10 protein-coding genes and 1 pseudogene are annotated in these 13242 nt (G+C 72.4%); 6 read left to right on the top strand and 5 right to left on the bottom strand.

Annotated features, from left to right (window positions below; genetic code table 11):
* Positions 1 to 216 precede the first annotated feature (216 nt).
* Entirely contained in the window at positions 217 to 1461 is a 1245-nt protein-coding gene (locus QBL25_RS29450) for a helix-turn-helix domain-containing protein (protein WP_409059967.1), read from the bottom strand.
* A gap of 149 nt (positions 1462 to 1610) precedes the next feature.
* Here QBL25_RS29450 and QBL25_RS29455 point away from each other — a divergent pair, with 149 nt between their 5' ends.
* Together QBL25_RS29455 and QBL25_RS29460 are read left to right on the top strand one after the other, a co-directional pair.
* Entirely contained in the window at positions 1611 to 1889 is a 279-nt protein-coding gene (locus QBL25_RS29455) for a hypothetical protein (RefSeq protein WP_409059968.1), read from the top strand.
* Positions 1886 to 2101, top strand: a complete 216-nt coding sequence (locus QBL25_RS29460) for a hypothetical protein (protein ID WP_409059969.1) — start codon at positions 1886 to 1888, stop codon at positions 2099 to 2101. Before QBL25_RS29455 ends, QBL25_RS29460 begins: the two co-directional genes overlap by 4 nt.
* A 98-nt stretch (positions 2102 to 2199) precedes the next feature.
* On the opposite strand, the gene QBL25_RS29465 is transcribed toward QBL25_RS29460, so the two are convergent.
* From QBL25_RS29465 to gabT, 4 genes and pseudogenes are all read right to left on the bottom strand, one after another.
* A complete protein-coding gene (locus QBL25_RS29465; RefSeq protein WP_409059970.1) occupies positions 2200 to 2418 on the bottom strand; it encodes a hypothetical protein in 219 nt (72 codons plus the stop codon).
* A gap of 245 nt (positions 2419 to 2663) precedes the next feature.
* Positions 2664 to 2882, bottom strand: coding sequence for a hypothetical protein (locus tag QBL25_RS29470; RefSeq protein WP_409059971.1), 219 nt, complete (start codon positions 2880 to 2882; stop codon positions 2664 to 2666).
* Positions 2883 to 3115: 233 nt separating this feature from the next.
* Positions 3116 to 3322: pseudogene (locus QBL25_RS29475) on the bottom strand (phosphoesterase); the annotation flags it as partial.
* A 297-nt stretch (positions 3323 to 3619) separates the two neighbouring features.
* Positions 3620 to 4954 carry a 4-aminobutyrate--2-oxoglutarate transaminase gene (gene gabT, locus QBL25_RS29480; protein WP_409059972.1) on the bottom strand — a complete coding sequence of 445 codons (1335 nt, stop codon included), beginning with the start codon at positions 4952 to 4954 and terminating at the stop codon, positions 3620 to 3622.
* A 289-nt stretch (positions 4955 to 5243) separates the two neighbouring features.
* Between gabT and QBL25_RS29485 the strand changes: the two genes are divergently transcribed.
* The 4 genes from QBL25_RS29485 (at position 5244) to QBL25_RS29500 (ending at position 13149) form a co-directional block, all read left to right on the top strand.
* The gene (locus QBL25_RS29485) at positions 5244 to 7625 is read left to right on the top strand and encodes an ATP/GTP-binding protein (protein ID WP_409059973.1); all 2382 of its coding nucleotides are present in this window, start codon (positions 5244 to 5246) and stop codon (positions 7623 to 7625) included.
* A gap of 149 nt (positions 7626 to 7774) precedes the next feature.
* Positions 7775 to 9361 (top strand): PucR family transcriptional regulator, encoded by a 1587-nt coding sequence (locus QBL25_RS29490; RefSeq protein ID WP_409059974.1) that lies wholly within the window; start codon positions 7775 to 7777, stop codon positions 9359 to 9361.
* 170 nt (positions 9362 to 9531) lie between these two features.
* Positions 9532 to 10977, top strand: a complete 1446-nt coding sequence (locus tag QBL25_RS29495) for an aldehyde dehydrogenase family protein (protein WP_409059975.1) — start codon at positions 9532 to 9534, stop codon at positions 10975 to 10977.
* Positions 10978 to 11202: 225 nt separating this feature from the next.
* Positions 11203 to 13149, top strand: coding sequence for an acyl-CoA dehydrogenase family protein (locus QBL25_RS29500; RefSeq protein WP_409059976.1), 1947 nt, complete (start codon positions 11203 to 11205; stop codon positions 13147 to 13149).
* Positions 13150 to 13242 lie beyond the last annotated feature (93 nt).

A 13242-nucleotide genomic window follows, 5' to 3' on the forward strand; every position in this document is an offset into this window, starting at 1 on the left:
ACCCCGGTGCCGCCGCAGGCGGTTTCAGGGCGGTTTCGACCAGGGCCTGAAGTTTCGGCTCTGCTGCTACCGGTTTCGGGGGGGGGGTGTCGCCCATGGTCGGCTCGGACCTGCGGTGATTTCGGGTTTCGACCTTCGCGCAACGGAGGGTGCAACGGCCTGCAACGGGGGTCGGCGCGCGTCGTCCTGGTCGAAACCGGGGCCTACGGCGGCGGGCTACGCGAGCAGCAGGTGCCCGTGATCATCGAGCAGCGCGCCGACCTCCGGGACGTACTCGAACCCTTGGAGGTGACGGAGGACGACCCGCGCCCGCTCCGCGACCCTCCCGCTCGTCATGTCGCCGGACGCCTCAATGATGTTCCGCGCCTCCGTCACTGCCTGCTCGGGTTCGTTGGCGTCCGTCAGCGCGACCGCGAGCCAACTTCGGTACAAGGCCACCTCGCGCGCGTGCGTCGTGTCGTACCGCGCGAGTACGGAGGTGAGGAGCGGTACGGCCCGCAGCGGGCGCCGGATCTCCGTATAGACGCGCGCGTCCATGACCTCTAGCTCTTCGCGAGAGATCCAGTAGGCCCATGCCGGTGCGGCGTGGTCGTCGACATCCGAGAGCGCTTCGTGCGCTTCCCCGAGGGCGCGTATGGCGGGCTGAGCCTCGCCAGCGCGCGTGTGAGCCCATGCGACGCGATCGAAGAAGAGGGCTCGGGTCTTGGACGGCGCGTCGGGTCCGGCCTCTTCGAGGGCCGCGCGGGCAAGGTCAAGGCCTTCGCGCTCGCGGCCCGTATTGGAGTGCTGGTAGGCGAGGCTGCCCGCGAGGTTGCCGACCAGAGCGAGATCACCCGACTGCCGCGCGGCCGAGATGCCGAGTTCGTACGCGCGCTGGGCGTCCTCGTGGCGTCCGGCATCGGAGAGAACCCACCCCGTGATCTGGGCGAGTTCGCCGATTTGGACGAGAAGGCCGCGCCCTGTGGCGTCGTCATAGCGCGCCTCGCGGTGGAGTCGTACGGCAGCCCGGAGTTCACGCACGGCGGGCTCTGCGAGGTCACCCCCGGACAGGACGTCATCGGCGAGCCGAAGGCCGTGCACGCGTCCGGCGAGGCTGTCCACGGCCGTCGTCCCGATGCGACGTCCCGAGCGGCCCGTGAGCGGCGCCAAGGGGTCGCCGGGGGGGAGGAGTTCGGCCAGCGTCGCGGCGGGGCCCGGAAGGGTCGCCGTCGCATCGCCACGGGCGTACGCGACGGCCTGTTCCACGTCCGCGAGGGAGGCGCCCAGGGCGCCCGCGAGGAACGGCAGCCATGCCTCGGGAAGACGCTCACCGCGCTCCCAGCGGGAGACCTCGTTCCGGGTGACCGACTGTGTGCCCGAGAGTCCGCAGAGATCCCCGGCGAGCTGCCGCTGTGATCGGCCGGCCCGCTTCCGCAGCCGTGCGAGATACACGCCGAACTGCTGTTTCCGCTCGCTGCTCATGCTGGCCCCCTCTCGCTCTCAGTCTGGCCCCTCGCTGGCCCCCCGTCAGGCTCCTTTCCACGATCGACATCGGAGGTTCGATGAAACGAAGACCCCCGCGACCGCGTGAACGGTCCGGGGGCGTGGCCAACCTGAGGAGCCAGGTCGACATGACGGACCATAACCAGCAACGAGCCACCGGGGGAACGGCGCCCCGGAGCACGGCGAGCGCCGCGAAGGCCGTGGTCGACGATCTCGGCGTGGGAGCGCTGGCCGTCGACACGGGCAGGCAGCGTCTCGGACGCGTGATGGGGCACTACGGGTCGCGCGTGCACCTGCGGCCCCCGCAGGGCGGCTTGGAGTGGGAGGCCAGCCCCGAGTACGTCCGCGCCGCGCGCCCCGAGGAGGTCGTGGCCGTGCCCGCGTCGGCACAGGGGCGGACGTCGTGACGACCGAGACCCTGCCCGACCCCGCGAAGCTCAACGGCGACCAGTTGCGCGGGTGGGCGTGCGCCCTGTGCGGCGTACGGCTGTACGCCGACCGCCCTCTTGGCATCGCCACTCTCGTACGGGAGAAGAGCACCGAGAAGATCGAACTGTGGGCCTGCGCCCCGAGCTGCCCGTCCCTGCCGTGCGGCCCCGGCGAGCGTGCCCGCTGCTGAGACCGGGCGCGGCGGGTCGACCCCATGCCCCCGCCGCCGCTCATGGAGGCGCCCCCGCTCTGAGCAACCAGGGCGGGGGCGTTGGCGTGCTCGGGTCACTACCGCCGGGGCAGCGAGCGCACGGCCTGCGCGTACGAGGACCCGTGAGGCAGGTCCAGGTCGTCACAGCAGCTGCCCGGCAGGATGTCGGACACGTTCCAGAGGTGTCCCCATCCGTCACGCGTGAGGGTCTGACCGGCAGTCATCCCGGCCTCTTCGATGGCTTCCACGAAAGCGGCGCGCACGTGTCCGGGCGCGTGTCCGCTGATGACCTTCATGTCCATGGCTCCTGGAGATCGTTACTCGGGTTCGATCCCTGCCATGCCTTGCCTCGCCCATGCCTAGGCGGACAAGGCTACTCGTGATCGCGCCCGCCCTGTTGTACGAGGCGGGCGCGATGCTGCTTGGGGTCGGGGTCAGTCCTGCGCCTCGCGTGCGTACACGGCCAGCGAGACGACGGCGAGCGCGGCAAGGAAGATCGGGCACCAGTGCGCCCACATCAGACGGATGATCTCGAAGAGGGTCACGCCGTGCCCCCTGCCGGGTCGCGCTTCAGGCTGACGGGCAGCCAGGGGAAGGCGCTGCGGTAGGCGCTGATCTTCAGTACGTCGTCGCGGCTGATGGGCGGCAGGCCGCGCACCATCTCGCCCGCCCACGTCCATGTGTCGGTGTCGGCGTACTGGTCGTGGGTGGGGTTGCCCGCGCTCTTGTCAGGGTTCCGGGCGTCGCTAAAGTCGCTCATTGGGTTGTCGCCTGCCTAGATCAGGTGATGACCAAGGCCCTGTCCGGTGCTCCAACATCGGGCGGGGCCGTCCTTGCTGGCACCGTCCTGCGGTATATGACGGGCGTCAAGAGCTGAGCGGTGTGTGGGCGGGGGCGTTCCCGAGACATGCCGAAGGGCCAGCGCAAGGGGGGGTGTGCGCTGGCCCTTCGGAGGTCGACCGTTCCGGGCTATCCGCCGTGGCCTACTTGCGAAGGCACAACGGGGGTGGTTCCGGGGCGGCCGTCCTGACCGGTGTGCCGCGCGCCCCGGGGGGTTTGGGGCGGGCGGCCATCCGATCGGTGAGGAGTTCCGGAGTCAGTAACTCCGGGTGTGTGCGCGAAGGCACGACCAAGACGGGGCTGGGGAGGCTCCGTCCCGGTGTCGCCCACAGTCCCCTGTGGGCGGGGTGTTTCTCTCATCTGCAGAAACCGTACGTCAGGAGGTGGCGGGCGGACAGGCGGAACGGCAACCCGACATCGGGCCCGCACACGTTCTTCACATGCCCTGACGGTCACTCCAGGTCACCGGTTCCGTACCGCCCGCCGTCCACACACGTCAGGGGAGGTGTGGACATATGCGGAGCCGGGATCTTCCCCCCTCGGGGTGATCCCGGCTCCGGCACGCGCTCCAGGCGTCGTACACGAGTCGCGCGCCCTGAGCGCCGATGCTCTGAGCGCCGATGCTCTGAGCGCCGGTCCTCTGAGCGCCGAACGCGATCAGACGCGCGCGAAGGCCGCCTCGATGATGTCCAGGCCCTCGTTCAGGAGGTCCTCGCCGATGACCAGCGGCGGCAGGAAGCGCAGGACGTTGCCGTACGTGCCGCAGGTGAGGACGAGCAGGCCCTCCGCGTGGCAGGCCTTGGCCAGCGCGGCCGTCGCCTCGGCGTTCGGCTCCTTCGTGGCGCGGTCCTTGACCAGCTCGATGGCGATCATGGCGCCACGGCCGCGGATGTCGCCGACGATGTCGTACTTCTCCGCGATGGCCTTCAGGCGGGTCTTCATGACCGCCTCGATCGCCTTCGCCTTGCCGTTGAGGTCGAGCTCCTTCATCGTCTCGATGGCGCCGAGCGCACCGGCGCAGGCCACCGGGTTGCCGCCGTAGGTGCCGCCGAGGCCGCCGGAGTGCGCGGCGTCCATGATCTCGGCGCGGCCCGTGACGGCGGCGAGCGGCAGGCCGCCCGCGATGCCCTTGGCGGTCGTGATCAGGTCCGGGACGATGCCCTCGTCCTCGCAGGCGAACCACTGGCCGGTGCGGCAGAAGCCGGACTGGATCTCGTCCGCGACGAAGACGATGCCGTTGTCGTTGGCGAACTGCACGATCGCCGGCAGGAAGCCCTTGGCCGGCTCGATGAAGCCGCCCTCGCCGAGCACCGGCTCGATGATGATCGCGGCGACGTTCTCCGCGCCGACCTGCTTGCTGATCTGGTCGATGGCCTGCTTGGCGGCCTCGGGACCGGCGTTCTCCTCGCCCGTCGGCCAGCGGTAGCCGTAGGCCACCGGCACGCGGTAGACCTCGGGCGCGAACGGGCCGAAGCCGTTCTTGTACGGCATGTTCTTGCTGGTCAGCGCCATCGTCAGGTTCGTGCGGCCGTGGTAGCCGTGGTCGAAGACGACGACGGCCTGACGCTTGGTGTGCGCGCGGGCGATCTTGACGGCGTTCTCGACGGCCTCGGCGCCGGAGTTGAAGAGCGCGGACTTCTTTGCGTGGTCGCCCGGCGTCAGCTCGGCGAGCTGCTCCGCCACGGCGACGTACCCCTCGTAGGGCGTGACCATGAAACAGGTGTGGGTGAAGTCGGCGAGCTGGGCGCTCGCGCGGCGTACGACGGCCTCGGCGCTGGCGCCGACCGACGTCACGGCGATGCCGGAGCCGAAGTCGATGAAGCGGTTGCCGTCGACGTCCTCGATGATGCCGCCACCCGCGCGCGCCGCGAACACGGGCAGCACGGAACCCACGCCGCCGGCGACCGTGGCGGTGCGGCGGGCCTGAAGCTCCTGAGACTTCGGCCCGGGGATGGCGGTGACGACGCGGCGCTCCTGCGGAAGTGCGGTCATGGGGTGCTCCTGGGGGTGGGGCGAGGCGGACGCTCGAATGCTTGCTTTCTTCGCAGGTTAGGGGCGGAGCGTGGGGGCGGGCATGCTCCACGGGGGAGTTGTTCGGCGTGGCGGTTGTCCGTGGTGGACATAGCGCCGGGTGGGCGGGCTGCGGCTTTCGTCCCCCTCGGCTCCGCGCACGCACGTCGCTGTTCCCGCAGGCCCCGGGCGCGTATCCGGTGAACTCCCCCTGCGGGGGCACTAGATTGAGCTGCGGAACAGCAGAGCGGCAGGTCAGGGGGCAAGGGCCATGGACTCCGAAGGCACGCACGACGCTCGCGGTACGCACGCCACACCGGTGCCGCGTCCGGCGGGGCCCGCCGCGCCCGCAGCGCCGCCGATGCCGCGCCGGGCCCCCGGCCCCGAGAGCGCTTCGTCCGTCGCCGACTGGCTCGCGGCGCCCCGCCCCGCGGCATCCCCGGGCATCTGGCGCTACGCCTACCGCGCTCCCGAGCCCGAGCCGGAGACCGAGGCCGTCCACCGCAGGCTGATCGTCGGCATGGCCGTCTCCGCCCTGCTCGGCCTGGTGTTCTGGTCGCTGTGGCGGCAGGGCAGCATCCCTTACCAGTGGGTTCCGCTGAAGCTGTTCACGCCGGGCGGCTGGTGGTGGGCCGGCAGCGCCCAGCCCAAGGAGTGGCAGGCCGCGGATGCCCGGGTCGTCTACGACGGCCTCGTCTTCGGCGCGGTCGTCTACTCCGTCGGACGGCTCGGCGCCTGGCCCGACGCCATCCGGCACTTCGTGGTGCGGCGCCCGCAGCCCTCGCGTGCCGTGCTCGCCTCCGTCGCCGCGGTCGGCGTCCTGGTCTTCGTCTGGCCGAGCGCCCTGGGGCTCGACACGCGCCCGCTGCCCGTCGCCGACCCCGTCTTCTCCCTGGTCGCGCTCTTCGCGGGCGGCTACGAGGTCTTCGCCTCGCAGGCGCTCACCGACACCCTGTACGTGGTGATCACCCTCGCCGTGCTGTGGCCCTTCGCCCGCATCGGCGGCTGGTGGCAGGCGATCCGCGCCGGCAGAGCCGCGACGACGACCCGGCAGAGCACCGCCCCGCCGCGCCCCGCCGAAGCCCCCGCGCGCGGCCACTGGCCCGAACTGCGCGCCGCGGGACACGACGAGACCGCCGATCTGCTCTCCGCCGAGCTGATCAGCGGACGCATGAACGACGTCGACTGCGCCCGCGTGGCCCACGCCTGGCGCACGGCCGCCCCCGACCCCGGCGCGCTCGCCACCTTCGTGGACACGGTCGCCCGGCACGGCTCCGCCGCCTGGGCCCACCCCTCGGGCCAGCGGGACCTGCCCGCCCGCAGCGCCGTCCACGACCTGCTCGTGGGCCAGGTCAAGATCGGCCGCTTCGCGCGGGACGAGCGCAACCCCTACACCGTGCGCGACGTCGGCGCCGCGCTCGACCCCGCCGTGCTCGGCACCTCACTGCTCGCGGTGGGGCCCTCCGGCGCGGGCAAGACCGGACGGCTCATGCGCCCGGTGGCCGAGTCGCTCGCCCTGGGCGCCCTCACCGGACAGTGCGCGGTCGTCGTCGTGTGCGCCGCGGGCACGGCCCTCGGGCCCGACACCGCGTACGACGTCGTGGTCAGGCCGGGCGACCCGGCCTCCGTGCACGACATCGACCTGTACGCGGACTGCGCCGACCCGGACGAGGCCGCCGCCTTCCTCGCCGAAGGCCTGATCGGCGACCTGGAAACCGTGGACACGAGGCGCGCGGCCACTACCCTCGCCCAGCTCCTCGGCCCCTACCGCCTCCTCCACGGACGCTTCCCGTCCGTGCCCGTGCTGCGTGAACTGCTCGAAGGGGACCCCGGCGCGCTCGCCGCCCTCCAGACGGGCCTCGCGGGGGACGAACACACCGCCATGCGCCGCGAACTCGACGCCCGGATCCGCCAGGCCGGTACCCCCAACGACCCGGGCCCCGCCCTGGCCGACCGGATCGCCCTGCTCGACCGGCCCGCCTTCGCCGACTTCTTCGACCCCGGCGGCGAAGGCCACCCCTTCTCGATGCGCGCCGTCGCCCACCATCCGCTGCGGGTCAGGGTGGACCTGCCCGAGCACGGGCACGAGGAGGCGTCGAGGCTCCTGGCCCGGCTGCTGCTCGCCCAGTTCTCCTACGTCGTGCGCGGCCCTGCCCGGCGGCCCCACTTCGCGTGCCTGGTCCTCGACGACGCCGCGCGCACCCTCACCCCCGAGAGCGTGCGCGCCATCCAGCGCCTGCGGTCCCTGAACGCCGGCGTCGTGCTCGGCCTGCGCACCATCGGCGAGGTCCCCGAACCGCTCCAGGGGCCCCTCTACGCGGCGGTCGGCTGCCGGATGGCCTTCTCCGGGGTGACCACCTGGGACGGGCGCCGGTTCACCGAGGCCTGGGGCACCGAGTGGATCGAGACCAAGGAAGTGGCCCAGCACACGGTCTTCGCCGACCAGCCGATGACGCGGGCGCTGCACTCGCTGCGCAAGCTCGTCACCGGCAAGGCGGTCACGACCGACGCCGTCACCGTGCGCAAGGTCGAGCGCGAACGCTGGTCCGCCTCCGATCTCGCCCACTCGCTGCCGCCCGGCCACGCCGTGCTCTCGCTGACGGACGTCCGGGGCGAGCACGCGCCGCCGCTCCTGGTGGACCTCAGGGGGTAGCCGCCGGGGCGCGGGCGGCCGGGTGCGGGCAGGGAGGTACGTACGGGGTATTCGGTCCCGTACGTACCGTACGGTGAGGCAGAATCGGCACAGGTCGTTCATACGTACCGGCCAAAAGATCCACATCCCGTCCGCGACCTGAAGGTCCCATGCCGCCCACGCTCGCCTCGCTCGTCAACCACTCCGCGCTCAAGCTCACCGTGCGCGCCGGAGAGGAACATCTGGACGCGCCCGTGCGCTGGGCGCACGCCAGTGAGCTCACCGACCCCGTGCCCTACATGGAGGGCGGCGAGCTCCTCCTGATCACCGCGCTCAAGCTGGACGCGGAAGACCCCGAGGCCATGGGCCGCTACGTGAAACGGCTCGCGGCGGCCGGCGTCGTCGGACTCGGGTTCGCGGTCGGCGTCCACTACAAGGACATCCCCGAGGCCCTGGTCGCCGCCGCCGCGGACGAAGGGCTCCCGCTCCTTGAGGTGCCGCGCCGCACCCCCTTCATCGCCATCAGCAAGGCCGTCTCCGCGGCCATCGCCGCCGACCAGTACCGCGCCGTGACCGCGGGCTTCGCCGCCCAGCGCGAGCTGACCAAGCAGGCGCTGAGCGACGGCCCCGAGGGACTGCTCGGCGCGCTCGCCGGACAGGTGGACGGCTGGGCCGCGCTGTACGACGCGTCGGGCGCCGTCGTCGCCACGGCCCCCGAGTGGGCCTCCCGCAGGGCCGCGCGGCTCACCCCGGACGTGGAGCGCCTGCGGGACCGGGCCGCGCCCGCGAGCGCGGTCGTCGCGGGCTCGGAGGACCGCGTGGAGCTGCACTCCATCGGCACCGGACGGCGCCCCCGCGCCGCCCTCGCCGTCGGCACGGCCTCCACCCTCGGCACCGCCGAGCGCTACGCCCTGCACTCCGCCATAGCGCTGCTCACCCTCACCACCGAGCGCAACCGCTCCCTCCAGGCCGCCGAGGCCCGGGTCGGCTCCGCGGTCCTGCGGATGCTGCTCGCCGGAGAGCCGGAGCACGCCCGCACGGTGGCGGGGGAGCTGTACGGGAGCCTGCTGGACGCGCCGTTCCGCCTGGTGGTCGCCGAGGTGCCCGCAGCCGCCGCCGAGGGCGGCGACCCCTTCGCCGCACTCACCGACACCGTCGAGTCGGCGGCGGCACGCGCCGGCGAGGCACTCCTCGTCGTCCCGTACGGCGAGCGCCTCGTGCTGCTCGTGGTGGATGGCGGCGCGGGCGCGGCGGCCTGCGTCGCGTACGCGCAGGCGCTGGAGGCCGGCCGCGGCGAGGCACCGGAGCCGGGCGCGCCCGACGGGGCGGCGCTGCTGCTCGGCCTCTCCGCGCCCGCGGGGCCGATCGCGGCGGCCACCGCGTACAAACAGGCCGACCAGGCGCTGTCCATCGCCCGCCGCCGGGGCCGCGCGATGGTCGAGCACGAGGACCTCGCGGCCGGCTCGGTTCTGCCGCTCCTGGCCGACGACGCGGTACGGGCGTTCGCCGACGGCCTGCTGCGCGCCCTGTACGAACACGACGCCACCGGGCGCGGTGACCTCATCGCCTCGCTGCGCGCCTGGCTCTCGCGCCACGGCCAGTGGGACGCGGCGGCGGCCGACCTGGGCGTCCACCGCCACACGCTGCGCTACCGCATGCGCCGGGTCGAGGAGATCCTGGGCCGCTCCCTGGACGACCCGGACGTCCGCATGGAGCTGTGGCTGTCGCTGAAGGCGACGTCGAGCGGTACGGAGTAGCCGAGGAGAACTGAAAGGACGGTCAGGGGCAGCGGCGCGGCGCCCCTGCCAAAGCGGCGCGCGCTCGGAGGCCAGTACTCCGCGTCGGACAAACGTCACAGGCCCTTGCCGCCCCTACGGTGGGGGACGTACCCCCAAGACACACCTTCGCGGAAGGGCCGGGAATCGACATGACTTCCATCCACGCCTTCTGGCTCGCCGGTCGCCAGACCACCGGTGAGACCACGCTCGACGTCACATCGCCGTGGGACGGGCGGATCGTCGGCAAGGCGGCCGTCCCGACCGACGCCCAGGTCGAGGAGGCCGTCGCCGCCGCGTACGCCGTGCGCGACGAGTTCGCCGCGACCCCGGCGCACGTGCGGGCCGCCGCCCTCGACCACGTGAGCCGCAGGCTCGTGGAGCGGACGGAAGAGATCGCCCAGCTCATCTCCGCGGAGAACGGCAAGCCGATCAAGTGGGCCCGCGGCGAGGTCGGCCGTGCCGTCTCCGTCTTCCGGTTCGCCTCCGAGGAGGCCCGCAGGTTCAACGGCGGCGAGGCCCAGCGCCTCGACACCGACGCCGGCGGCCAGGGGCGCCTCGCCTTCACGCGCCGCTTCTCCAAGGGCGTCGTCCTCGGCATCGCGCCGTTCAACTTCCCGCTGAACCTCTGCGCCCACAAGGTCGCCCCGGCCATCGCGTCCGGCACGCCGATCATCCTCAAGCCGGCCCCGGCGACCCCGCTCTCCGGCCTGCTCATCGGCGAGCTGCTCGCCGAGACCGACCTGCCCGCCGGGTCCTGGTCGGTGCTTCCGGTCGCGAACGAGAAGATGCCCGCCCTCGTCCAGGACGAGCGCCTCCCCGTCATCTCCTTCACCGGTTCCGAGACGGTCGGCTACGCGATCCTGGACTCGGTGCCGCGCAAGCACTGCACCCTGGAGCTGGGCGGAAACGGCGCCGCCGTCGTCCTGGCCGACTTCTCCTCCGACGAGGACCTGGACTGGGCGGCCTCGCGCATCGCGACCTTCTCCAACTACCAGGGCGGCCAGTCCTGCATCTCGGTGCAGCGCGTCATCGCCGACGCCTCCGTGTACGACCGGCTCGTGCCGCGCGTCCTCAAGGCCATCGAGGGCCAGGTCACCGGCGACCCGTCGGACCCGAAGACGGACGTGGGCCCGCTCGTCAACGAGGACGCCGCCAAGCGCGTCGAGTCCTGGGTCGACGAGGCCGTCCAGGCGGGCGCGCAGCTCCTCGCCGGCGGCAAGCGCGACGGCGCCTCGTACGCGCCGACCGTGCTCGCCGACGTACCGGGCGAGGTCACCATCGCCCGCGAGGAGGTCTTCGGACCGGTCCTCACGATCAAGAAGGTGGACGGCGAGGCGGAGGCGTTCGCCGCCGTCAACGACTCCAAGTACGGCCTTCAGGCGGGCGTCTTCACGCACGACGTGCAGACCGCCTTCCGCGCCCACCGCGCCCTGGAGGTCGGCGGCGTGGTCATCGGCGACGCGCCCTCCTACCGCGCCGACCAGATGCCGTACGGCGGCGTGAAGCAGTCCGGCGTGGGCCGCGAGGGCGTCCGCTTCGCGATGGACGACTACACGTACGAGCGGGTCATGGTCCTGACGGGCCTCGCCCTCTGATCCGTACGCCGAGGACAACGGCCGGAGCCCACTGTGCGGGGGCTCCGGCCGTTCTCGTGCGCCCGGGCGGTACACGCCCAAACGCTGCGCGAGGACTGGTGGGCGCGGGGCGAATCGGGTACATACGATCCATACGATCGAGTAGCACCAGTCAGTAACCGACCGGGTCAAGATCGGGTCACTCGGAGCCGATCGGCCCCACTCCGCGGCGAGGTGAGCTCCTCAATGTCCGCACCAACCACACCCCCTTCCGGGCCGTCCGTCAGCGAGCGCGAGGCCCGGCAGGTCGCCGAGGCCGCCCGCGAACAGGACTGGCGCAAGCCGAGCTTCGCCAAGGAACTCTTCCTCGGCCGCTTCCGGCTGGACCTGATCCACCCGCACCCCCTGCCCGCCGACGAGGACGCGCGGCGCGGCGAGGAGTTCCTGGCCAAGCTCCGCGACTTCTGCGAGACGAAGATCGACTCGGCGCGCATCGAGCGCGAGGCGAAGATCCCCGACGAGGTCCTTTCCGGGCTCAAGGAGCTCGGCGCCCTCGGCATGAAGATCGACGTCAAGTACGGCGGGCTCGGCCTCACGCAGGTGTACTACAACAAGGCCCTGGCCCTCGTCGGCTCCGCGAGCCCGGCGATCGGCGCGCTGCTCTCCGCGCACCAGTCCATCGGCGTGCCCCAGCCCCTCAAGCAGTTCGGCACCCAGGAGCAGAAGGACGCGTTCCTGCCGCGCTGCGCCCGCACCGACATCAGCGCGTTCCTCCTGACCGAGCCGGACGTCGGCTCCGACCCGGCCCGCCTCGCCACGACCGCGGTGCCGGACGGCGACGCGTACGTCCTGGACGGCGTGAAGCTGTGGACCACGAACGGCGTCGTCGCCGACCTCCTGGTCGTCATGGCGCGCGTGCCGAAGTCCGAGGGCCACAAGGGCGGCATCACGGCCTTCGTGGTGGAGGCGGCGGCGGAGGGCATCACCGTCGAGAACCGCAACGCCTTCATGGGCCTGCGCGGCCTGGAGAACGGCGTGACCCGCTTCCACCGGGTCCGCGTCCCCGCCGCGCACCGCATCGGCCCCGAGGGCGCGGGCCTGAAGATCGCCCTGACGACCCTCAACACCGGCCGCCTCTCGCTGCCCGCGATGTGCGTCGGCGCGGGCAAGTGGTGTCTGAAGATCGCCCGCGAGTGGTCGGGCGCGCGGGAGCAGTGGGGCAAGCCGGTCGCGCTCCACGAGGCGGTCGGCGCGAAGATCTCCTTCATCGCGGCGACGACCTTCGCCCTTGAGGCCGTACTCGACCTCTCCTCCCAGATGGCCGACGAGGACCGCAACGACATCCGCATCGAGGCCGCGCTCGCCAAGCTGTACGGCTCCGAGATGGGCTGTCTGATGGCCGACGAGCTGGTGCAGATCCGCGGCGGCCGCGGCTTCGAGACGGCGGAGTCCCTCGCGGCCCGCGGCGAACGCGCGGTTCCGGCCGAACAGGTCCTGCGCGACCTGCGCATCAACCGCATCTTCGAGGGCTCGACGGAGATCATGCACCTGCTCATCGCCCGCGAGGCGGTGGACGCGCACCTGAAGGTGGCCGGTGACCTGATCGACCCGGACAAGTCCTTGTCCGACAAGGCGAAGGCCGGCGCGCGGGCCGGCGGGTTCTACGCCCGCTGGCTGCCGAAACTGGTCACGGGCCCGGGCCAGCTCCCGCGCTCGTACGCCGAGTTCCACCCCGGCGGCCACGCGGACCTCTCCCCGCACCTGCGGTACGTGGAGCGGGGCGCCCGCAAGCTGGCCCGCTCGACCTTCTACGCGATGTCGCGCTGGCAGGGAAAGATGGAGACCAAGCAGGGCTTCCTGGGCCGCGTGGTCGACATCGGCGCCGAACTCTTCGCGATGAGCGCGGCGTGCGTACGGGCCGAGCTGCTGCGCACGACGGAGGACCACGGCCGCGAGGCGTACCAGCTGGCCGACACGTTCTGCCGCCAGTCCCGCATCCGCGTCGAGGAGCTCTTCGACCGCCTGTGGACCAACACGGACGACATCGACCGCAAGGTGGTCAAGGGCGTCCTGAACGGCCGCTACACCTGGCTCGAGTCGGGCGTCGTCGACCCCAGCGGCGAAGGCCCCTGGATCGCCGACGCCACGCCGGGCCCCAGCACCCGGGAGAACGTCCACCGGCCGATCCGCTGAGCCGGCGGCCGGGGCCGGGCCTCAGGGGCCGGTCCCGGCCGAAGGTCCCCCCAGAACACGATTCCGGCCGCCCGGATCGGGGCGCAGTGTCTC

The sequence above is a fragment of the Streptomyces sp. SYP-A7185 genome (assembly GCF_046103685.1).
Taxonomy (GTDB): Bacteria; Actinomycetota; Actinomycetes; order Streptomycetales; family Streptomycetaceae; genus Streptomyces.